The sequence below is a fragment of the Gordonia hydrophobica NBRC 16057 genome, assembly GCF_001592365.1.
In the GTDB taxonomy this organism is placed as follows: domain Bacteria; phylum Actinomycetota; class Actinomycetes; order Mycobacteriales; family Mycobacteriaceae; genus Gordonia; species Gordonia hydrophobica.
The window spans coordinates 438,953-461,841 of record NZ_BCWU01000001.1; the positions used below are offsets into that span (position 1 = coordinate 438,953).

Here is a 22,889-nt window from a genome sequence, read left to right on the forward strand (position 1 = left end):
TCCTGGTGAGAGGTCCGTCGGACGGTGTCGGCGTCGGATTTGCGACGTTGCCTCCGGCGGCACCTGCTCGCAGTGCGCTGTTCGCATCCGGTTCACTTCGGCGATCACATTCTGTGAACCGGCGTTCTTAGGGTCAGCCGGGTACCCGCCCAGCCCGTAGGCGGCCAAACCAGGGGAGAGGTCTGACCCGAATGCGTATTCCGTTGCAGCTGTTCACCGTTGGAGGCGGCGAGGTGGGTCGTTCGGCCCGCTCACGCGTCACCTGCCGCTACAAGTGCGGTGAAGCGTGCTGGCACGAGCCGGGCAACACCAGTGACAACGAGTACTTCCGCGACGTCGCCCGCACGGCGCTGTCCCGTCGGACGGTGTTGCGCGGGACGGTCGGTGCCGTGGTGGCCGTCGGTGCTACGTCGGTGCTCGCCGCATGTGGCGACGACAGCGGCTCCGGCGGCAGCACCGCGACCTCCGGCACGGCGTCGGACGGACCCTACGAGGGCATGCGGTTCGACATCGTGAAGCCGAACACCGAGGACGCGCTCGTCACCGCGAAGGGCTACGACCAGAAGGTCGTGATCCGGTGGGGCGATCCGGTGATCCCCGGCGCGCCGGAGTTCGACTTCGACAAGCAGACGCCCGAGGCGCAGGCCGGACAGTTCGGCTTCAACAACGACTTCGCCGGTCTGATTCCGATCGCCGACGAGCCCGGTCACTCGTACCTGGTGGTGAACCAGGAGTACACGACCGAGGAGTTCATGTTCCACAACTACGTGGAGAAGAAGCCCACCGAGCAGCAGGCGCGAATCGCGATGGCCGCGCACGGCATCACCGTGCTGGAGGTTCAGGAATCCGACAAGGACGGTTCGCTGACGCCGGTCGTCGGACCGCGGAACCGACGCATCACCGCGAGCACGCCGTTCCGCCTGACCGGCCCGGCCGCACGGACCGACCTGGTCAAGACCGCCGACGATCCGACCGGCACCACCATCCTGGGCACCATCGCCAACTGCTCGGGCGGCATCACCCCGTGGGGCACCATGCTGTCTGGCGAGGAGAACTACAACAACTACTTCTCCAACGCCAGCAAGGTCACCGACAAGACCGCGGCCAAGCACCTGGAGCGCTACGGCTTCGAAGACGACTCGGACTACCACCAGTGGGGCCAGTTCGAGCCGCGCTTCGACCTCGAGAAGACCCCCAACGAAGCCAACCGCTTCGGTTATGTGGTGGAGGTGGATCCGGCCGACCCGAAGTCGACGCCGCTGAAGCACTCCGCGCTCGGTCGCCTCAAGCACGAGGCCGCCACCGTCCACGTGGTCAAGGACGGTCCTGCCGCGGGCACCGTCGTGGTCTACACCGGCGACGATGAGCGGTTCGAGTACATCTACAAGTTCGTCTCCACCCGCAAGATCAAGGAGGGCGACAAGCGGCACAACATGGGAATCCTCAACGAGGGCACCCTGTACGTCGCCTCGTTCTCCAGCGACAAGCCGGTCACCGTCGACGACGCGGCAGGCTCCGGCAAGTGGCACAAGCTGATGACCGTCGCCCCCGACGGCACCGCGACGTCGCACATCCAGGGAATGACGGCTGCGGAGGTCGCGGTGTTCACCCGCGAGGCCGCAGACAAGGCCGGTGCCACCAAGATGGACCGCCCGGAGGACATCGAGCCGCATCCGGTCACCGGCAAGGTGTACGCCGCGCTCACGAACAACAGCAAGCGTGGTGTGGACGGCAAGCCCGGCGCCGACGCCGCGAACCCGCGCAACGAGAACAAGAACGGCCAGATCCTGGAGATCACCGACGACCACGTCGGCGAGAGCCTCACCTGGGACCTGCTGCTGGTGTGTGGCGATCCGGCCGAGGCCGACACCTACTACGGCGGCTTCGACAAGACCAAGGTGAGCCCGATCTCGTGCCCGGACAACGTCGCTTTCGACCCGCACGGCAACCTGTGGATCTCCACCGACGGCAACGCGCTCGAGAGCAACGACGGCCTGTTCGCCGTCGCGCTCGACGGTGACCGCCGTGGTGAGACGAAGCAGTTCCTCACCGTCCCGCGGGGCGCCGAGACCTGCGGCCCGATCATCGAGGACAAGCGCGTCATCGTGTGCGTGCAGCACCCCGGCGAGGACGACGACCATTCGGCCGACAACCCGTTCTCGCACTGGCCCGACGGCGGCAACTCCCAGCCTCGCCCGTCCGTGGTGGCCGTGTGGCGCTCCGGCGGCGGTGAGATCGGAGTGTAAGGGATCCCGAGTCTAGGGACCGGCTTGAATCTAGGCTCCCGAACCGCCCGTTGAGGGCGGTTCGGGAGCCGAGGTTTTTGGGTGATGGGGTGTGCGGGGTGGCGGTCTCGATACGCGTCGTCGCTCGCAAGCTCGCGTCGTCGCTACTCGACCAGCGTGGGGGAGGCTCGCGTCGTCGCTACTCGACCAGCGTGGGGGAGGCTCGCGGCGGCGCTACTCGACCAGCGTGAAGGGGGGCGGACCTATTCGATGATCTCAACCAGGTCTCGGAGGTCGCGGCGGGCTCGGTAGTCCTCGATGGTGAGGCACTGGAGTTGGGAGTAGCTGCCGCCGCGGTTCTCCACGTAGCCGACGGCGGAGACGAAGGGCTCGATCGTGTAGATCTTCGTCAGCGGCGTCACGATCAGCAACTGCAAGCCGAGTTTGGCGAACAGGGACAGGGCGTAGCGCGCCGAGTCGTCCGAACCGCGACCGAAGGCCTCGTCGATGACGACGAAGCGGAAGTCGCGCGACATCGTGGCGCCCCATTTGAGGTCGAACTGGTAGGCCAGCGAGGCGGCGAGAATGGTGTACGCGAGCTTCTCCTTCTGGCCGCCGGACTTGCCGTCGGAGTCGGTGTAGTTCTCGTACTCGGCGTCGCCGTCGACGTGCCGCTCCGACGCCGCAAAGGTAACCCAGTTGCGCACATCGGTGACGAGTTCGGTCCATTTGCGGTCGACGTCGGTGAATCCCTCGCGTCCGCGGAAGCGTTCGACCAGCGCCTTGACGAGAAGGAACTTCTCCTCGGCGTAGTGGTCGTCGCTGTCGGCCTCGAACGAGCCGTCGCTGCATGCGCGCAGATCGGCGCGGAACTCCCGAATCTCTTGCGACGGGGTCGGATTCACGTCGAGACGGATGTAGCGACCCGGGTTGTACTCGATGCCCGCGAGCGACTCGTTGATCGTGTCGATCTTCGAGCTGATCAGGTGCACTTCCTTGTTGAGCTTGGCCGCGAAGATCGCGATGTCGCGGATCGCGTTCGTGTTCAGGTAGTTCTTGAACTCGTCCTCGAACCGCGGCAGATCGTCCTCGGCGAGACGCCGGTGCAGTTCGCGGTATTCGTCGGCGGAGGCGATGTCGGCGTCGAACTCGGTCGTCAGCACCGGATGGTTGCGGTTGAACTCCGACATCCGGTTTACCGCGCGCGTCTCGTACGAGCCCGCTCGGCCGGCGTGGGCTTCGGAATCGTCGGTCAACTGGTCGGTCATCGACGACTCCAGCTCGCCGCATTCGGCGACCGTCAACGCGGCGTCGGGGTCGTCCGGCGCGCCGGTGCGGACCTTGGCACGGTAGGCGTCCACGTCGGCGGTGATCGCCGCGAAGTGGGGTTGCGCGTCGTCGAACTCGGCGTCGGCGATCACCTGCTGCGCGGCGTCGCGCGCCTGCTCGCTCTGGGCGCGCGTCACCTCCAGACGGGACACCTTGTCGCGCAAGCCATCACGCGAGGCGTCGGCGGCCGTGAGCTGCTCGCGGGTCGCGGCGATGGCCTCGGTGACCTCGGCGAGCTCCGACGACGACTGTTCCAGTTCGGTCTTCCGGGCGGTCAGCTCGGCGATCCGCGCGATGGACGACGCGGCGTCGATCATGTCGAAGCCGGGATAGGCGTCGAGCCCGGTGAGCGCGTTGCGTCGACTCATCAGTGATCGGCGTCGTTCCTCGAGTTCGTCGATCTCGGAGTCGACCTGGTTGAGGCGGTCCTGCAGCTGTTGCCCGGCGGTGAACAGCGCCGAGATCTTCTGCTCGTTGCTCCAGCCGAGGACGTAATTGCGGCGGTCGTCAACGCGCTGCGAGTCGTCCTTCTCGTGCCTGCCGCCGCCGGATCGGACCTGCCCGTTGACGGTGACCGCGACGTCGGCGCCGCGGAACTCGTCGAGCGTCTCGGCGCAGATGTGACGGGCGCGCTCGAACAAGCGGTGCTCCAGCCACGTCTCGAACCGGCCCGCCTTGATGTCGATCTTGTGCGCGAGGGCGTTCGACGGCGGCGTCGGCGCACTCCGCGACGGACGGTGATCGGAGACCTTGAAGTACACGACGCGGCCGCCGAGATGGTTGGCGTCGATCCAGCTGGAGACGTCGTCGTACAGGTCGGCGGCCACCAGCAGGGAGAGTCCGAACCCGCGCAGCACGCGCTCGGCGGCGCCCTCCCACCGACTCTCGTCGTCGCGGACGCCGATCAGTTCGCCGACGAAGGGGAGCTCGTCGCGGGGAATGCCGACCCCCTCGCAGATCATCTCGCGGATGCGGAGATTGCGGTCGGGGATGTTGGAGGTGCGGCCCCGGAGGCTGGCGATCTCACCGGCGATCCGACGCCCCTCCGTGTCGTACTCACGCTTGCTGAAGCGAACCTCGTTGAGTGCGTTCTCCGCCTCGGCGAGGTCGGCGTCGAGAGCGGTCACCGCATCGGCGACCTCGGTGCGACGCTGCTCGAACTGCCCGCGGTCGGCGACCGGCGCCAGACCCGCATCGTCGATCATCGCCGAGTATCGGTCGAAGGCGATCGACCGCTCGTCGCGCTGCCGGGTCGCGTCGGCGATCTGCTGTTCGAGAGTCGCGATGTCGGTCCCGCCGAGGCCCGCCTGTCGCAGCTCCAGTTCGCGCGCCGCGATGCGCAGGTCGGCGAGATCGCGTTCGACGCTCGCCAGCGCGGTGCGGGTGGCGGACAGATCGCGGTTCTGGAGTTCCAGACCGTCGGTGAGGAGATCGAAGCGCTGCTGCGCGAAATAGAAGCGCAGGGCCGCGCGTCGGTCCTTGAGCTCGGCGGCCATCTCGATGTGGCTGCGGTACTTGTCGTGGTCGGCGAGCAGCGGTTCCAGCTCCGCGAGCTGGGTCCGCGCCAGGACGACGGCGTCGTGCGCGGCGGTCAGATCCTCGAAGTGGGCGACCATCGTGTCGACCCAGCCGGACGAGTCGAAGGGCTCGAGCATGTGGTCGCGGACGAAGTCGTTGAGGTTGCCCACGGCCTTCATCGACACGGTCTGGTGGAACAGCTCCATCGCCTGCTCGGAGCGGATGGCCAGGGAGCGCCGGTAGTCGCGGCCGTACTCGGGGAAGTGCTCGTGGATGCGGGTGTCGCCGTCCTTGAGCCGCTTGCGGAGGGCCCGCAGGTCGGAGCCGAAGTCGGCGAAGTCGGTCGCGATGTCGAGCGCGCGGTCGGTGACGGTGAAGAAGCGCTCGGGCTGCCCGCTGTCGTGCCGCATCGAGAACACCTGGGCGAGCGTGACGGTCTCGTCGTACCCCTCGTTGCCGAAGACACCGAGAATGACCGAGTAATTGCTCATGCCGCGCAGGGCGACGGGGCGCGACGAGCCGGTCACCTCGTTGCGTTCGGACTTGTAGTAGCCGAGCACGTACGACCGCAGGTCGCGTTCGCGGGACTCGCCGCCTGCCGCCTTGTTGTATGCGACGCGGTGCGCGGGCAGCAGCAGGGTGGTCAGGGCGTCGACGAGAGTCGACTTCCCCGACCCGATGTCGCCGGTCAGCAGCCCGTTCTCGCCGTCGAGGGTGAGGGTCCAGACCCGCTGGTCGAAGGTGCCCCAGTTGAGGACTTGGAAGCGCTGCAGCCGGAAGCCGGAGCGGGCCGATGCGGCGTTCTCGAGTTCGGTGGGGGCGAACAATCCGGTCATCGCTGCTCCTGCGTCATCGCTTCGGCGTAGTCGGCGAGGTGGGTGTCGAAATCGGCGAGCCACTGCGCGTCCACGTACGCCTTGATCACCCGGCGCACCTCGTACTCGCCGTCCTGCCCGGGCATGCGGCGCAGGAACCCGAGGTCGGCGACGCGGCGCACCGCGGTGTCGGCCTGGTCGGCGGTCCGCGCCTCGTTGGCGGAGACCGGAAAGAACGGGGTGATCAGCTCACGCAGCTGCTCGGTGCTCACGACCAGTCGATTGCCTGCGTCGGTGGTGTCGTGTTCGGCGAGCTTCTTACGCAGCAGCGCCAGCAGCAGGGAGGTGTGCAGCGGCAGTTGGTGGCGGGCGACCAAGCGGGGGATGCCGAGGTCGGCCAACTCGTCGTCGCCTTTGGAGCGCAGGAAGGCGTAGCCCTCGGCCTCATCGATCACGACGGCCAGGCCCAGCGTCGCCACGTAGTCGCTGATCTGCGCGGCCAAGCCGAGCACATGCCGCCAGGCGGTCTCGGCGGTGTCGCGGTAGACGACGCCCTTCATCAACGACGTGACCGCGAGGGAGAGGTTCAGCTCGTCGCGGGGCACGGGGCGGCTCATCGGCTCTCCTGCAGGTGGTCGGGAACAAGCTGGTCGGGAACGTGTTTTCCGCGCAGGTAGATCACCCGCGGAACGGTGGCGGCGCGGTGGGCGCCTGAGTCGTCGGTCCAGGTGACCGTCTCGGTGGCGGACTCGTCGAAGATCTTGGTGAAACCCTCGTCGGACAGCGACAGATAGGTGATCAGTTCGGCGAGGCCCTGTTCCATCGGGGTCTCGGCGATCACGTCGGCGAGAGTCACCTGGTCGTGGCGCCGCAGCAGGGCGCGCACGTGGTCGATCAGCGGTGCGGGGTCGATGTGGACCTGCTCGAACAGGGCGGTGGAATCGCCGTCCGCATGGCCCTCCTCGATGCCGTCGCTGGTGACTTCGACGGTGGCGGCGGGCCGGTAGAGCGGTCGTTCGAGCGGGAGGTGGACCTGCGGGGTGGGGGAGTCGATCGGGTGGGCGAAGTCGTCGACGCGGTGGTCGCGGACCGTGTACGCCGACGACTCGATGCTGCGCAGCAAGTCCATGACGCGGCGGTTCTCCAGCCACGCCTGGTCGTCGAGGAAGCGGCGCAGCTGCTCCGACAGTCGGCGGACGGTGCGCTGGGCGCGGGTGCCCGCGTCGAGCCAGTCGTGGTGGATGTTGGTGAGGCGGACGTCGTCGTCGGGCAGGCCCTCGAGCGACTGGGTGCGGCGGACCAGATCGTCGAGTTCGTCGAGTCGGTCGGCGGACAGCAGGAGGTCGTAGAAGGCTTGGAAGCTGCGGCCCTGATCGGAGTCGCTGATGACGTTGCGGCTGCCGACGATCTCGTCGAGGAGTTCGCCCTTGGTGCCGCGCCAGGTGGCGATGCGTTCGCGCATCTCACGGTCGAGGCTCCGAAAGTTCGACTCGACCTCGCGGAAGTCGGACAGCAGCGCCCGGGCGATGTCGGCGAACTGCTGGTAGCGGTCGCGCCGGCTGGTGGGGTCCATGACCGGGAACTCGCCGCGTTCGGCGGCCTCGATCTCGGCGTCGAGTTCGGCGCGCCTGCGATGCAACTCGGCCAGCCGGATCTCGGCATCGGTGCTGCCGCCGTACACGATCTGCCGGAGCAGATCGATGATCGTGTTCAGACGCGACTCGGTGCCGACGAAGCCGCGCTCGCGCAACGACCGCACCCAGGCGACGGCGCGTTCGACGGCGGGCGTCGCATCGTAGTGGGGTTCATCGCTCTCGATGACGTAGTACTTGCGCAGCCAGCCGGTGTCGGCCGCCGCCCATTCGTCGAGGTAGGCCTTCGGCGTGCGGGGGAAGGTGCCGTCGCCGAGCCGCTGGTTCAGCGCGTACAGCTCGTCGTCGAGCAGGCTGACCAGCGCTGACTCGGAGATCTCGCGGATGTTGTCGTCGACGAAGACGCGGCCGAGGAACGACAGCAGCAGCGGGGCGTTGTCCGCTCGGAGCAGACGCCACGCTGCGCTGCTCTTCCGGACAGCGACGATCTCGTCGAATTGCACCCGGTCAGGGTATCGGGGTGGGGTGCGTGGCGGCGGACACGGTGGGCGGGTCGGCGATGACCGCGACGGCTCGGATCAGATTCCCCGCTCCGGCGAGGCATCCTCGGTGGGGGCCATGGTGGGTCTGTGCGGGGAATTCTGTCCGGTGGGCGGACCCGCATTGCGAAACGGCAGGCCTGCGTCGACCAGTGCGGCCCGCGCCCAGTCCCAGGGGATGCGTTCCTGTTCCAGCAGATGCGGGCCGGCGACGACGAGATCGAGTGCCGCGCGTTCGGCATCGGTGAGCGGGAGCTCGGTGTTGTCGGCGATGAGCTTGCCGTCGACGGCGAGGTTCTCCCAGCGGCGGAAGGTGTCGACCTCCATCATCACGCTGGTCAGGCTGGGGAGCGTGCGACGCAGGCGACCGACGAAGACCAGGCCCGCGTGGTCGAGATCGCCCCAGTACAGCACGCGCGCCGCGCGGAGCCAGCCGATCTGTGCCACCGAACCGACGGCATTCCCCGATCCCACCAGGGCGACGGTGCCGTGTGCGTCGGGCAGCACGTGCAGGCACTCCCGGTTCTCGACGATCAGCACCACCTGCGGTGCGACGGGGAGGGCGCTGAGATCGGCCACCGGGGCGGCGACGATGCGCGGCCACCCGGGCAGCAGCGCGGGATCGAGCACGGCCATCTCGATCAGGCGGGGCGCGGAGTGCACGCCGAGCTCCCCGGAACCTCGGGCGGCGGCGACCAATATCTCGACCAATCCGCGATGCGCGCCGAGCCATTTGGTGTGGACCCCCTCCACGGGCAGCTGCCGGATCAGTAGACCGGAATCCGGATGCGCCAGCAACCAGGCGAGCATGCTGACCAGGCGGTCGAAGTCGGCGTCGTCGAGGGCGTCCCACTTCTTGTGCCAGCCGGCGACGGCGTCGTCGAAGTCGGGGCTGCTGACGACCTCGAGCAGCTGTGCCCGACGGGCGACGAGGCGTCGCCACCGGGTGAGTTCGCCTGCGGCGCGGCAGATCTCCTCCACGCCGGTCAGAGTGAGGCGGACCGGCACGGTCTGGGTGCCGAAGCTGCGCCACCGGCGCTCCTCGCGGTCGACGACCCCCGGGCCGGTGTAGGCGATCCACGATCGAACCCAGTCCCGTGCCGCATCGGGGTCGTCGGCGACGGTCGATTCGGTCGGCGGACGCAGGGCGATCACCACCGAGTCGTCTGCTGCGGCGACCGGATCGGCGATCCACCGGCGCATGCGCGACCGGACTGCCTTCTCCGCCGCCGTACGGACCGCGGAGGTGGAGATCATGCGGTCTCCTCAGCGAGGTCGGTCCATTCGACGAGGTTGATGTTCGACTGCCGATTGTCGCGGATGGAGATGGTCGCGGTGCCGCCGATGTAGTCCTCGAGCGTCTGCAGCAGCTTCAACGGCGTCGCCAGCACCAGGTGGAATCCGAACTGCGTGAACACGTCCAGCGCGCGGCGGGTGAGGGCGGCGTCGGCGCGGTCGAAGGCCTCATCGAGGATGACGGTGCCGTAGCGCGGGACACCGCTGCCGTCGGGCGCCAACTGATACCGGAGCGCGGCGGCGAGGCAGAAGAAGACGAGCTTCTGCGCCTGCCCGCCCGACAATCCGGCGCTGGAGTTGTGATAGTTGGTCGGCTCGTCGTCGGCGTCGAACTCGACGCCGATGAACTTGACGTGCAAGCGGGTGTCGAGCACCTGACGCTGCCACCGTTGATCGGCGGGTTCCCGCGACCCCAGACGATCGAGCAACTGCGACATCCGCAGGAAGCGATCCTCGGCGGCGCCGCGATCGGCGTCGGTCCACGACTGTCCGGTGACGGCCGAGAGGTCGCCCAGGAACTCGGCGGCGACTGCCGAACGGTTCTCGCGCACGGAGATCGTCAGCCAGCGGTCGGTATCGAAGGGGGAGTGCCGGAGCGAGGTGTTGACCGGCTCGATGCGGGCGCGGATGTCCACGGGCGCCTTGCGGATCGCCCGGGCGATCTCGCCGATGTTGCGGGCGGATTGATCGTTGAGAAGGTCGAAGAAGCGGTTCTCGTACCGCGGCAGACCGTCGGACCGCAGGCGCGCCAGGACCGCGAGCGCGTCGTCGACGTACTCGGCATCGGCCCGCAGATCGCTGCCGCGGGCCTCCCAGCGGGCCAGGTACGCAGTGAGGATCCGGGTGATGGCGGTCTGCGCGGCTGACAGCTCGGTCTGCGCGGACTTGTTCTCCTGATGGATCGCGCGGTCGACGGCGGTGCGAGCAGAGTCGATGTTCTCGCTGGTCAACCGTCGTCTGGCGGCGGAGAATCGGGCTTCGACGCGGGTGCGGACCTCGTCGGGCACCTCCGCCCCGACAGCCTGTTCGGCTTCGCTGATGCCTGCCTGCCGGCGCTCGATCTCACCGAGATGCTGCGCTTGCGTGGCGCTCGCGGCAGACAGTGAATCGGCCGCCGCCTTCGCCGCCCGCTCCGCCTCCGCCAATCGCAGCGACAACGCCGCGTGCTCGGGATTGTCCTGCTCCCACCGAGCCAGCTGGGCGACGACGCCGGCGAGCTCGTCCTCGGCGGAGGCGACGTCGATCTCGACCCACTGGGAGTCCAGGACGGTCTGCGCCGCGCGGAGCTGGGTATTGCGATCCTGTTCGTTGGCGTCGATCACCTCCAACTGCGCGGTCCAGCCGGCGATCTGCGCGTCGAGCTCGGCGATCCGACGGCGGAGGTCGGCGATCTTGGCCTCGTTGTCGAATCCGAGGACCCAGCGGCTGCGGTCGTCGATCACTCGGCGGTCGTCCTTCTCGTGCCGCTGCGCCGAATGCTTCACCTGCCCGGCCCTGGTGACCGCGCGACTCTGGGCAGCCAGGTCGGCGGCGGACTCGACACATGCGTAGTCGAACGACTCCGCCAGGTGCGCGTTCAGCCACTCGCGCAGCGGGCCCGGCGCGACGTCGACCTTGCGGACCAGCGACGCGGCACCCGTGCGTTTCGGGGCTGCCGACGTCGTACGTACCCGGAGGTACACCAGCCGCGCCCCCAGATGGGCGGCGTCGACGGCGTCCGCCACGGTGCGGTAGTGCTCGTCGGGCACCAGCAGCGTGCGGCCGAATCCGCCGAGGACCCGCTCGATGGGGCCCGACCACGCCGCCTCGGACGGCAGTACTTCCAGGAGCTCACCGCCGAACGGCAGCCGATCCTCGGTGAGTCCGGTTGCCGTGCATATGGTTTCGCGGGCACGCAGGAGCACGGGATCGATGTTCGAGCGGCGGCTAGCGAGTGCCGCGCGGTCGGCTTCGAGCTCGGTGCGCAGGGAGCGGGCGGTGGAGCGTCGCCCCGACAGGTCGTACTGCTCGGCGCGACGGTCCTCGTGGCTGCCCGCGGTGTCGGCGACCAGGCTGTCGACCTGGCCGACCAGTCGGCTGAACTCTTCGGCCGTGGTCGGGACCTCGCCGTGCCAGGTGCGGACGGCGGCGGCGATCTGTTCGCGGCGCCGTCGGACCCGCTCCACAGTGGTCGTGTACTCGTCGCGCCGGGCGGTGAGGACGGCGAGGCGGCCGCCGCCGACACCGTCGACCGCCACCTTCGCGTCGATCCGGGCACGGTCGGTGCTGTCGGCGTCGCGCTGGGCGTCGGCGACGGCCTGGGCCAGCAGCGGTGACCGCGCGGTCAACGCCTGGACCTCGCGGTGCAGGATCGCGAGCAGTCGCTGCCCGTAGACGGTGTCGACGTGGAGCTGTTCCTGCTCGGTCTGCTGCACCACCGTCAGCGACCGGCTGCGCGTCTGTGCGAGCTCGGTCAACGGACTGAGCATGTCGACCTGCTCACGGGCGTCCACCACCACGCGGTGCGCCTCGCGCAGGTCCTGGAACTGTTCGACGGCGCGATTCGCGAGCGCGAAGGTGGTCGGCTCGTCGAGCATGAAGTCGCGGAACAACTGATCCAGGCTGCCGAGGCTCTTCGCCGAGAGGGTGCGATGCAGGAGTCGTTGCGCGCCCTAGGTCGAGATGCCGAGACGACTGCGGAACTTGCGGGCGAACGGCGAATAGGACGGGTTGATCTCCGCGGACGGCCACCGCTTCCGGATCGCGCGAGTGTCGATGCCGGAGGTGAGGTAGCCGACGAGATCGGTGAGATCGAAGTCGTCGTCGACCAGCACGTGCAGGTGGCTGACGTCGCTCGCCGAGTTCTTGCCCCGGCCGAGATGCATCAGTTTGATCAGCGTGACCGGCGAGGCGTCGTCGTCGGTCCGGTACGTCAGGGCGATGGCGGAGACGGTCGCGCCTGCCCGCAGATAGCTGCTGACGAGGGCGTCGGAGTCGGCATCGGTGTCGCGACGCCAGGCGCCCCGGATGTAGCTGATCAGGTTGCGCCCGGACCGCTCCGATTCCTGGGCGGCCGCGTTGAACTTCACGCTGCCCGCTGGCATCAGCACGGCCGAGATCCCGTCGAGGAGCGTGGACTTGCCGGAGCCGGAGTTGCCGGTGATGAGGAAGCCGCGGCGGGCGACGGGGAACTGGTGGTAGCCGTCGAAGGTGCCCCAGTTGATCACCTGGACGCGGGCCAGCCTGTGCTGGCCGGGATGATCGTTCACGGTGTCTCCTGATCCACGATGGCCGCGAATTCGCCTGCGACGATGGCGATCTGGTCGGCGTCGAACAACTGTCGGAGGACGGGCGAGACCTCCATGCGGTCCTCGGTGGTGGTCGACGACAGCAGCGAGTACTTGGTCAGCTTGGTCCACGACGCATTGATGCGCTTGCGGAAGCCCGCCGGGTCGGTGTCGGTGTGCCGCCGATACATCTCCAGTTGGTCGGCGATCTCGTCGCGGTCGACGATCACGCGGTCGCCCGGCTGTGAGCGCAGCAGCAGCTGGCGCAGGGCCAGCAGCATGACGGTGTCCATGAAGGTGAGCCGCTCGGTCCGCAGCACGGTCGGCGCGTCCACCTCGCCGGTGTCGGCGGGGCGGGTGAAGGCGAGCTGGTTCTCGTCGTCGACCACCAGATCGAGGAAGACGTCGGCGGCGCGGGAGCGCAGCATCGCCTCGTCGCGCAGCACGGTGCGCCAGATGTCGGGGTGCTTGGCCGCCGTGATCAGCGGGCCCTTCAACAGCTGGACGAGTGCGCGGCGGGTGTCGATGCTGAGCTCCCCGGTGTCGCCGGCATAGGCGGCGGTCGGTCCCGGTTCGGCGGTCGGTTCGACGTCGTGGTCGCTCATCGGCGGAACTCCTCGGCGGTGGGATCGTAGACGTGACGGACGATGCGGGCACGCCGCCGGACGCCGCTGGTGGACGTCCACTGGACGGCTTCGAAGTCGGCGGTGGGGTGACCGTGCCGGACGGCGAGCACCAGCAGCCCGACCACCGAGGCGAGCCCCTGCGTGGCCTCGTGGTCGGCGAGGACGTCGCCGACACTGGCGCGGCCGCGCGTGTGCAGGGTCGCGACGATGTTGTCGGTCAGCTCGTGGAAATCGATCTCCGACTCGCGGACCAGCTGTCGTAGCTCCGCCAGATCGGCGACGCCGGGCTCATGGATCTCGACCTGGTCGACGACGCGGTCGTCGGCCGGATTGTGTGGCTTGAGCGCGGCGACGGACTCGAGGCTCATGCCGACGCGGATCAGTTCCAGGTCCAGGACGTCGTAGGGCCTGCGGACCTGCGCGACGCCGCGGGCATGCTGCTGCGCCGTCCGGATGAGCTGCTGCAGGCGTCGATGCTCCTCGTAGGCGCGGGACTGCACGAAGTGCCGCAGCGACCGGGACAGGGACGTCATGGTGTCGTGCACTTCGGCGGCGGCGTTCTCCATGTCGGACAGCAGTGCTCGCAGGCTGCGACGCTCGGCGGAGCTGAGTCGGCGGGCGAACGGGCGGTCCAGGACGGCGCCGATCGCATCGTCGATCTGGGCGGACCGGGACGCGTCGAGGATGGTGTCGTAGAACGCGGTGAAGCTGCGACCCGCATCGGAATCGCCGATCAGGTCGACGCCGCGGAACACATCGCCGAGAGTGTCGCTGCGGTCGGAGTCCTCATCGAGGATGCGGGCGCGGAGCGTCCGGTTCAGCTCGTCGAACGAGGCGCGCACGCGGGCGAAGTCGCCGGGGATCTCCGAGGCCAGCGACAGGATCTCGTGCGAGCGCTCCAGGGCGCGGTCGCCGTCGACGACCGGGAAATCGCCCGAGCGCACCGCGGCCATCTGCCGGTCGATCTCGTCGCGTTCGGCCTGCAGCCGAGCCAGTCGTGTCTCGACGCTCGGATCGGTGTCGCGCGCGAGGTTCGCGAGTTGGGTGGCGAGGGTCGTCAGCCGCGACTCGGTGACGGTGCTGATGGGCGAGGTGAGTCCGGCGACGAAGGCGATGGCCGCGAACGTGCCCTCCGTCGGCTCGATGAACTCCTCGCGAGAGGCAGCGCTGGCGCGGCGCAGCAGGAACCCGGCGCGCACCCAGTCGGAGCAGTAGCCCTGACCGGACCGGGGGAGGTCGTAGCCGTCGTCGCGCAACGCTTCGAGGTCGGCGTCGAGGAGATCGAACAACTCCGGCGCCGGGAGGCTGCGGACGCCGTCGCCGAAGTGCCTGCCGAGCAGGGAGATGGTCAGCGGTGCGTTGTCGGACCGCAGCAGCGCCCACCCGGAACTGTCCCGGTGGAGCGCGCTGAGCTGATGCGCGTCACCGACGGCCGACATGGCGGGTCCTTTCGTCGACGGGGATTCCCTTCAAGGACACAGGGTAGGCGGGGGTACGGACATACTTCGCGCGGCGTCGTCGGTCAGGGCGCCACAACGGAAGGGGCACGCAACGACGACACCCCGCGACGCTCGGGGCGTCGCGGGGTGTCGAGGGCAGGCGTTCGCGGTGCGTCAGAGGGTGCGGAAACCCGAACCCACGGCGCGCGGCGCCGACTTCAGCACCTTGAGGATGTCGGTCATCTTGGTCGCGACCATCGGCGTGTAGACCGGGAAGGCCGGGTGGATGCACTCGATCGACGGTGTGCCCGGGCCCAGGATGCGCACCGAGCCGTTCAGCATGCCCACCAGGCGGCCGTTCTGGATGACCGGGCCGCCGGAGTCACCCGGCGCGGCGCACACATAGCTGTAGCCCACCGAACGCTCGTCGATGAGCGTCGGTCCGCAGGTGAAGCCGGTGGTGCGTCCGGACTTGCAGACGTTGGTCAGCGGCGCCGGGTAGTTGCCGACGCCGCGGATGCGAGCGCTGCCGACGCGACTGACGGCCCGCACGCGGCTCGGGTTCAGCTGGATGACGGCGACGTCCCAGTTCTGGCTGCGCGTGACGATCCGGCCGATGGTGCCCGCACTGCGATTGCGCTCCAGGCTCACCGAGGCGCCGAGCTTGCCGCAGTGGCCTGCGGTGAGTCCGACGAGGTTGCCGCCGCGGTCGTGGCCGACCGCGGTCATGGTGCACAGCGAGCGTCCGTTGACGACGATGCCGCTGCCGCCGCCCACGGTCGCGGCGGGCGCCGCAGTGGCCACGGCGGCCGGACTCAGTGCGATTACCGCGGCGCCGATGGCCAGCAGTGCTCTGCGAAAAGCTTTCACGTATTTCCCCTTATGTGTGCCGGTCACTCGGAGGTTCCCCAGACTGTCGAGGCTCCTCGGCGGTCGTGTAGAAGGCCGGCACCTCCCCCCACGTAGGACCGACCAGCGCCGATCCTTGAGGAGAGTCAAGCACAGGCGGTAATCGAGTTCAAATCTTTAGACACGTGTTGCGCGACGGTGATTTTCGCTGCGTGGACTGCGGCGATGACGCCGTCATCCCTCGATCCGGTCGAGAATGATCTCGGCGATCTCGGCGGGGTTCTGTTCGGGGATCCAATGCGTCGCGTCGTCCATGACGACGAGGCGGTAATCGGCGTCCACGTGGCGGCCGGCGAGGTCGGCTCCGCGACGTGCGAGCGCGGTGTCGCCGGTGCTCCAGACATGGGTTGTGGGGACGGCGATGCGCTTTCTGATCTCGCCGGGCCTCCCGAAGGGGATCGCGCGGTACCAGTTCAATCCGCCGGTGAGTGCTCCGGAGTCGACGACCAGTCGGTGGGTGTCGGCGATCATCTCCGGATCCATGCCGGTCTCGGCGAGCATGCGGTCGAGCACCTGCGGTTTCCGGTCGATCAGCAGTTCCGGCAGCTTGGGCGGCTGGAACGCCGCCATGTACCACGACCGCCGGAGCTGATCGCTCTGCGTCATCGACGCGACGAAGGCCGCGGGATGCGGGACGGAGACGGTGGTCAGCGTGCTGATGAGATCGGGTCGGGCGGCGGCCAGCATCCAGGCGACCTGTGCGCCCCAGTCGTGTCCGACCAGATGAACCCGTCCTGCGTCGGACTGGATGATCAGCGACTCGATGTCGGAGACCAGCTCGCCGATCCGATAGGCGTACCGTCCGCGCGGCCGGGCCTGCGGGGAGTAGCCGCGTTGATCCGGCGCGATGGTCCGGTAGCCGCGTTCAACCAGGATCTGTGTCACGGCGCGCCACGAGTGAGAGGTCTGGGGGAACCCGTGGAGCAGCACCACGGTGCCGTTGGTCGCGGTGCCCGCGTCGACGACGTCGAACGTCAGTCCGGCACGTGAAAAACTCTTCATTGGGACTCCTGATCGTCGGACCCGCATCGGTAAATGTGACCGCGAGTCACGGAAAAGTTCCGTGTCCGGAACGCTATGCCGAGACCGTGCCCCGGTCAAGGGTCGATTGCCGCACGACGACGGGACGGCCATGCCTATCGTGGAGACCATGACCGCTCCGGACCTGTCCAGTTTGACCGCGTCGCTTCCGCCGGGGATGGTGATCGTCGACCCGGACATCCTGGCCGCGTATCGCTACGACCGCGCCAACGATCCCGACGCGGGCACACCGCTCGCCCTGGTGCGGACCATGACCACCGAGCACGTGCAGACCACCGTGCGGTGGTGCGCCGAGGCGGGGATCCCACTCGTCACCCGCGGCACGGGCACCAGCCTCTCCGGTGGATCGACGGCGGTCGACGGCGCCGTGATGCTCTCCACCGAGAAGATGCGCCAGTTGACGATCGACACCGCGACGCGCACGGCGGTCAGCCAGCCGGGCATGCTCAACGCCGAGGTGAAGCAGGCTGCGGCCGACAAGGGGCTCTGGTATCCGCCGGACCCGTCGTCGTTCGAGATCTGCAGCATCGGCGGCAACGTCGCGACGAATGCGGGTGGACTGTGCTGCGTGAAGTACGGGGTCACCGTCGACTACGTCCTCGGTCTGCAGGTGGTGCTGGCCGACGGTCGCGCCCTGCGCATCGGCGGCAAACAACTGAAGGACTCCGCGGGCCTGCCGCTGACCAAGATGTTCGTCGGCAGCGAGGGGCTGCTCGGCATCATCACCGAGGTGACCCTGCGGCTGCTGCCGCCGCAGGCGCCCGCATGCACGGTGGTCGGCGCCTTCCCGACGGTGCGGGCGGCCAGCGAAGCCGTTCTGGCGGTCACCGCCAAACTGCGTCCGGCGATGCTCGAGTTCATGGACGGTGTCTCCATCAACGCCGTCGAGGACATGCTCAAGACGGGGCTGAATCGTGAGGCCGGCGCCCTGCTGGTCGCGCAGTCCGACGCGCCCGGCCCCGCCGGAGAGGCCGAGGTCGCGCTGATCGAGGAGGCGTTCCGCGGGTGCGGCGGCGAGGACGTGTTCTCGACGTCGGATCCGGCCGAGTCGGAGGCGTTCACCGTCGCCCGTCGGATGGCGATCCCCGCGGTGGAGAAGCTCGGCGCGCTGTTGCTGGAAGACGTCGGCGTGCCGTTGCCCGCGCTGCCGGACCTGATCGACGCGGTGAAGGCGATCGCCGACGAGAACGACGTGCTGATCTCGGTGATCGCCCACGCCGGCGACGGCAACACCCATCCGCTGATCGTGCACGACCCGACCGACCCCGACGAGGTGGCGCGCGCCAACCGCGCCTTCGGTCAGATCATGGACCTGGCCGTCTCGCTCGGCGGCACCATCACCGGCGAGCACGGCGTCGGTCGGCTGAAGAAGGGCTGGCTGCGCGATCAGGTCGGCGACGACGTGATGGATCTGATGGCGACGATCAAGCAGGCGCTGGACCCGCAGGGGCTGCTGAATCCGGGAGTGATGCTGGGGTAGCCAACTCCTCGACGAGGCGTCTCTTGACGAGCTTCCCGGTCGGCGTCCGCGCCAGCGAGTCGCGGAACACGATCTCGCGCGGCATCTTGAACCGCGCGATCCGGGGACGCAGGTACTCGATCAGCGCGGTCTCGAGGTCGGTCGTCGATCCGTGCCCGGCGGCGGGCTGCACGACGGCGACGACGCGCTCGCCGAGATCCGGGTCGGGAAGCCCGATCACCGCGGCATCGAGCACCGACGGATGCGAGATGATCGCGTCTTCCACCTCCTGCGGATAGATGTTCACGCCGCCGGAGATGATCAGGAACGAGTCCCGATCGGTCAGGAACAGGTAGCCGGCGTCGTCGAGGTAACCGAGATCGCCCGTCGTGGTCCACGTCGGATGGTCGGGATGCTGTGCGGCACGGGTCTTCTCGGGCGCGTTGTGGTACTCGAACGGCAGCTCGTCGCGGGCGAAGTAGATCGTGCCGGTGGTGCCCGCCGGGACGTCGGCGCCGTCGTCGTCGCAGATGTGGACGGTCCCCAGTGCGGCGCGGCCCACCGTTCCGGGGTGGCGCAGCCAGTCGTCGGTGTCGACGATGGTGAGTCCGTTCAACTCGGTCGAGGAGTAGTACTCGGACAGGATCGGACCCCACCACTCGATCATCTGCCGCTTCACGTCGACCGGACACGGTGCAGCCGCGTGCACCGCGGTCCGCAGACTCGACAGGTCGTACTGTTCGCGGACGTCGCGCGGCAGACGCAGCATCCGGACGAACATGGTGGGCACCCACTGGCTGTAGGTGACCCGATAACGTTCGATCAGCGCCAGCGCGTGCTGCGCGTCGAACCGCTCCATGACCACCACCGTGCCGCCCAGCGCCTGCACCGATGCGCAGGTCCGCAGGGGCGCTGCGTGATACAGCGGTGCAGGCGAGAGGTACACGGTGTCCGCGTCGACGCCCCAGACGTCGGCGTTCATCGCGATCATCGTGTCGCCGGGCTCGTCGATCCGGCGTCCCGGCAGGGCCGGTTTGATGCCCTTCGGACGTCCCGTGGTGCCGGACGAGTACAGCATGTCCGCTCCGCGGGGCTGGTCCGACGGCGCGAGGGTCGACGCCGAGGCGGCGTGCGCGTCCAAGTCCTCATGCCCGGGGAGGAGGCCCCCGTACGAGAAGCGCGTGCGGACGCCGTCGGTGAGGGCGAGCAGCTCACCGGCGAGATCGCCCAGTGCGGCGTCGACGATGAGAGTCTGCGCCCCGCAGTCCGACACGATGTAGGCGGCCTCGGCGGCAGTGAGGTGCCAGTTCACCATCGTCAGGTAGACGCCCGACCGCATCGCCGCCCAGTAGACGTCGAAGACGCGCGCGGTGTTCGTGGCGAGGACCGCCACATGGTCGCCGGGCGCGACACCGGCGGCGCGCAGTGCGTGCGCGACCTGGATCGAGTGGTCTTCGAGTTGCTGGAAGGTGACGGTCTCACCCGTGTCCGCCATGATGATCGCGGGATCGTGGCCGCGCGTGGCGAGATGGGCTCCTGGGTACATCGATGTCTCCCGGTCGGATGGAGGGCAGTGGGACGAGTGGGCTCGGACTCAGTACAGGTAGTCTTCGCCGCTGGCACGGACGGTGACGTCGGACAGACTGATTCCCCACGGCTGATCGATCACGTGGACGACGGCGTTCGCGAGGTCGTCCGGGGTGATCAGCCAGTACTTGATCGAGTCCACATCGGTGAGGTCGTCGGGCAGTTCCCCGTTCATCAGCGCGGTCACGTGCTCGCCGTATTCGGCGGCGCGCTGGCCGACCAGGCCCATGATCGCGTCGTCGTTGACGATCCAGCTGGCGAGGTTGGTTCCCGTGACACCGGTCGGTTTCACCGTGGTGACCTTGATCTTGCCCTTCGCCTCGATGCGTAGGGAGTCGGAGATGGTGGTGACGGCCGCCTTCGTCGCCGAGTACACGCCGGATCCCGCGATTCCCGCGTTGCCGTAGATCGACGAGATGTTGACCACCTGGCCTCGGCCTTGCTCGATCATCTGGTCGTAGACGGCGGAGATGCCGTTCACGACACCCTTGATGTTGATGTCGATCGCCGCGTGCCACTTCTGCCACGCCCGTGCGTGATCGGCGAAGTAGGCGAGCGGCATCACGCCGGCGTTGTTGACCAGCACGTCGATGGCGCCGAAGCGGTCGACGGCGGCCGTGGCCGCGGCCGCCATCTGGGTCATGTCCGTGACGTCGGCGACCTGTGCGATGGCAGCGCCTCCGCGCTCGACGATGCCGCCGACCACGGTGTTCAGACTGTCGACGTCCACATCGATGCCGACGACGTGCGCGCCGGCCGCCGCAGTCTTCTCCGCGATCAGGCGGCCGAAGCCGCTGGCGGCGCCGGTGACGATGATGACCTTTCCGGCCAGATGCTCGGACATGGTGAGACTCCTTGTACGTGGGGTGGGGTGTTCGGGACGGGTGCGTGTGCTCAGACGATGTCGATCGCGTCGAGCACCGCGGCGATGTGCGCGTGGTCGCCGTCGCGGGTGACCGCCGACCGCCACGCGCTGCGGGCGGTGCCCCAACGCAGGAAATCGGTGGCCTCCGACGTCGCGACGTCCGAGGGGAGGTCGTCGGTCTCGCGCACCGCGACGCCGTCGTCGGCTCGTTCGATGACGAAGGTCCGCTCGGTCGCGCCGGTCAGCCGCAGGCCGAGCGGCGTGCTCAGGACCGGGTGCAGCGCGGCGCCGTTCATCTGGGGAAGCCCGGCCATCATCCAGTCGACGGCGGGGTCGATCGCCTCGCCGACCGACACCTCGGTCCGCGCCACCGGACCGAACGGTTCCATCAGGTCGCACGTCAGATGGACCAGATGGTCGAACGCCACCGCGTTGCTGAGCTCGCTCATGCGGTACGTCCCGAGATCGAGCATCGCGAGCGGCGCGTCGCGCAACTCCTCGCCTTGAAGCGCGGAGAGGGTGGCCAGTCCCGCCGTCGACTGCTCCCGGTAGTACGCGATCGCGTCGGCGCTGCTCCAGTCGGCACGTTCGCGGACCGCGGCGTCGTTCAAGCGCTCGGACGTGCCGCTGGGGTTGTCGGGGAGGACCAGATCGGGGTCGGCGATGAAATTGAAGAAGAACCCCATGTGGGTGACGACGTCGTGGACTCGCCATCCGTGGCAGGCGCTGTCGGCGGACCAGTCGCCGTCGTCGAGGGCAGCGAGAAGGGCGAGTGTGTCGTCCACCAGCGCCTGTGCGGCGCGGACTCCGTGTTCGGACATGTCGATGGTCTCCTGTGATCGAAGTGCGGGAACGGCCGGTCAGCCGGGCAGGAAGATGGACTTCAGGCTCTGATAGGCGGCCAGTCCCTCGGGGCCCAGCTCGCGGCCGACGCCGCTGTCCTTGACGCCGCCGAACGGGGAGCCCCAGTCGAGGTTGTAGTAATTGACGCCGAACGAGCCGGTCTCGATGCGGCGCGCGACGTCGACCCCGCGGTCCGGATCGGTGGTCCAGACCGTGCCGCCCAAGCCGTAGGACGAATCGTTCGCGAGCGAGATCGCTTCGTCGATCCCGTCGTACTTCAGAACCGTCAGGACGGGGCCGAACACTTCTTCGCGTGCGATGGCAGCCGAATTGTCGACACCGGTGAACACGGTCGGCGCGACGAAGAATCCGCGATCGACGCCGTCGGGGCGGCCGCCGCCGGTCGTGACGGTTCCGCCTTCGTCACGGCCGCGCGCGATCAGCGACAGCACGCGGTCCCGATGCCGTTCGCTGGCGAGCGGGCCCACCGCGACGTCCTCGTCCATGGGGTCGCCGATCGGCAACGACGACGACATGGCCGTGACCGCGTCCACGTAGCTGTCGTAGCGGTGTGCGGGCACCAGGATGCGGGTCGACATGTAACAGGTCTGGCCGGTGTTGAGCAGTGAGGCGGTCGCCAGTCCGGCCACGGTCTGCTCCAGGTCGGCGTCGTCGAGGACGAGCGCCGCCGATTTGCCGCCGAGTTCCAGGGTCACCGGGCGGATGAGCTCGCCGCAGACGCGACCGATCTCGCGCCCCGCCGCGGTGGATCCGGTGAAGGCGACCTTGTCGACGTGCGGGCGCGAGACCAGACGTCGGCCCAGGTCGGTGCCGCCGTTGACGATGTTGAGCACGCCTGCCGGGAGACCGGCCGCGACCGCGGCGTCGGCGAGGACGTACGAGTCCAGGCTGGTCTCGGGCGACGGCTTCAGGACAACCGTGCACCCGGCGGCGAGCGCCGGGGCGATCTTGAACATCGACAGGACGGCGGGGAAGTTCCACGGTGCGATGGCCGCGACGACGCCGACTGGTTCGCGGCGCACGATCGTGGTGCCTGCCATTGGGGTGCTGGCCCGCTGCTCCTCGGCGGGAGTGACCTCGATCAGGTCGGCGTAGTAGCGGAGCAGTTGCACGGGTGCCGCACCCTCGGCGAATCGTGCGAGGGCGATCGGCATGCCGTTCTCGGTGGTGACGGTGCGGGCACGGTCCTCGGCGCGCGCCTCCAGTTCGTCGGCGAAGCGTCGTAGATGGGCGGCGCGCTCCGCGTGCGACAGGTCCCGCCACCCCGACCGGTAGGCGGTCCGCGCCGCCGCCACCGCGGCGTCGAGATCCTCGGCCGTCGCCTCGGGAACCGTGCCGATGACTTCCTCGGTGAACGGCGAGATCACCGGGATCGTCGCGGTGCTCCCGGGCGTCTGCCAGGCTCCGTTGATGAACAGGTGATTCCGTGTGAGGTCGGTGGTCATGGCAACTCCTCGGCAGGTGTGTCGTGGGATCGACTGGCGGCTTCGCTATGCCCATCATCACAGTGGGCGGCAGG

At 68.6% G+C, this 22,889-nt stretch carries 16 protein-coding genes; 2 read left to right on the forward strand and 14 right to left on the reverse strand.

The window, feature by feature from the left end; translation table 11 throughout:
- Positions 1-191: 191 nt before the first annotated feature.
- Positions 192-2,246 (forward strand): PhoX family protein, encoded by a 2,055-nt coding sequence (locus GH2_RS02120; protein WP_066162434.1) that lies wholly within the window; start codon positions 192-194, stop codon positions 2,244-2,246.
- 242 nt (positions 2,247-2,488) lie between these two features.
- Here GH2_RS02120 and GH2_RS02125 read toward each other — a convergent pair whose 3' ends face one another.
- The 10 genes from GH2_RS02125 to GH2_RS02165 form a co-directional block, all read right to left on the reverse strand.
- Positions 2,489-5,908, reverse strand: a complete 3,420-nt coding sequence (locus tag GH2_RS02125; RefSeq protein ID WP_066162436.1) for an ATP-binding protein — start codon at positions 5,906-5,908, stop codon at positions 2,489-2,491.
- Complete coding sequence (locus GH2_RS02130) at positions 5,905-6,504, reverse strand: DUF4194 domain-containing protein (RefSeq protein ID WP_066162439.1); 600 nt, start codon at positions 6,502-6,504, stop codon at positions 5,905-5,907. Before GH2_RS02130 ends, GH2_RS02125 begins: the two co-directional genes overlap by 4 nt.
- The gene (locus GH2_RS02135) at positions 6,501-7,982 is read right to left on the reverse strand and encodes a DUF3375 domain-containing protein (RefSeq protein ID WP_066162441.1); all 1,482 of its coding nucleotides are present in this window, start codon (positions 7,980-7,982) and stop codon (positions 6,501-6,503) included. Before GH2_RS02135 ends, GH2_RS02130 begins: the two co-directional genes overlap by 4 nt.
- A gap of 75 nt (positions 7,983-8,057) precedes the next feature.
- On the reverse strand, positions 8,058-9,275 hold the full coding sequence (locus GH2_RS02140) for a DUF3322 domain-containing protein (RefSeq protein ID WP_084247245.1): 1,218 nt from the start codon (positions 9,273-9,275) through the stop codon (positions 8,058-8,060).
- Complete coding sequence (locus GH2_RS02145; protein ID WP_239588659.1) at positions 9,272-11,905, reverse strand: ATP-binding protein; 2,634 nt, start codon at positions 11,903-11,905, stop codon at positions 9,272-9,274. The genes GH2_RS02140 and GH2_RS02145 overlap by 4 nt, the downstream gene beginning before the upstream one ends.
- Positions 11,906-11,965: 60 nt before the next feature.
- Complete coding sequence (locus tag GH2_RS21950) at positions 11,966-12,562, reverse strand: ATP-binding protein (RefSeq protein WP_244885289.1); 597 nt, start codon at positions 12,560-12,562, stop codon at positions 11,966-11,968.
- The gene (locus tag GH2_RS02150; RefSeq protein WP_066162445.1) at positions 12,559-13,185 is read right to left on the reverse strand and encodes a DUF4194 domain-containing protein; all 627 of its coding nucleotides are present in this window, start codon (positions 13,183-13,185) and stop codon (positions 12,559-12,561) included. The genes GH2_RS21950 and GH2_RS02150 overlap by 4 nt, the downstream gene beginning before the upstream one ends.
- Entirely contained in the window at positions 13,182-14,645 is a 1,464-nt protein-coding gene (locus GH2_RS02155) for a DUF3375 domain-containing protein (RefSeq protein ID WP_066162448.1), read from the reverse strand. Before GH2_RS02155 ends, GH2_RS02150 begins: the two co-directional genes overlap by 4 nt.
- A gap of 174 nt (positions 14,646-14,819) precedes the next feature.
- Positions 14,820-15,515 (reverse strand): S1 family peptidase, encoded by a 696-nt coding sequence (locus tag GH2_RS02160; RefSeq protein ID WP_066162451.1) that lies wholly within the window; start codon positions 15,513-15,515, stop codon positions 14,820-14,822.
- A 213-nt stretch (positions 15,516-15,728) separates the two neighbouring features.
- Complete coding sequence (locus GH2_RS02165; protein WP_066162454.1) at positions 15,729-16,556, reverse strand: alpha/beta fold hydrolase; 828 nt, start codon at positions 16,554-16,556, stop codon at positions 15,729-15,731.
- Between the two features lie 148 nt (positions 16,557-16,704).
- Here GH2_RS02165 and GH2_RS02170 point away from each other — a divergent pair, with 148 nt between their 5' ends.
- Entirely contained in the window at positions 16,705-18,075 is a 1,371-nt protein-coding gene (locus GH2_RS02170) for an FAD-binding oxidoreductase (protein WP_157085968.1), read from the forward strand.
- Here GH2_RS02170 and GH2_RS02175 read toward each other — a convergent pair.
- From GH2_RS02175 to GH2_RS02190, 4 genes are read right to left on the reverse strand one after another with little or no spacing between them, the layout of a single operon-like run.
- Positions 18,020-19,600 (reverse strand): acyl-CoA synthetase, encoded by a 1,581-nt coding sequence (locus tag GH2_RS02175; protein ID WP_066162462.1) that lies wholly within the window; start codon positions 19,598-19,600, stop codon positions 18,020-18,022. The two genes, GH2_RS02170 and GH2_RS02175, sit on opposite strands and share 56 nt — an antisense overlap.
- 48 nt (positions 19,601-19,648) lie before the next feature.
- Positions 19,649-20,485: an SDR family oxidoreductase gene (locus GH2_RS02180; RefSeq protein WP_066162465.1), complete on the reverse strand. Its 837-nt coding sequence runs from the start codon at positions 20,483-20,485 to the stop codon at positions 19,649-19,651.
- A gap of 50 nt (positions 20,486-20,535) precedes the next feature.
- On the reverse strand, positions 20,536-21,327 hold the full coding sequence (locus tag GH2_RS02185) for a maleylpyruvate isomerase family mycothiol-dependent enzyme (RefSeq protein WP_066162469.1): 792 nt from the start codon (positions 21,325-21,327) through the stop codon (positions 20,536-20,538).
- A 39-nt stretch (positions 21,328-21,366) separates the two neighbouring features.
- Positions 21,367-22,815: an aldehyde dehydrogenase gene (locus tag GH2_RS02190; protein WP_066162472.1), complete on the reverse strand. Its 1,449-nt coding sequence runs from the start codon at positions 22,813-22,815 to the stop codon at positions 21,367-21,369.
- Positions 22,816-22,889: the final 74 nt, after the last annotated feature.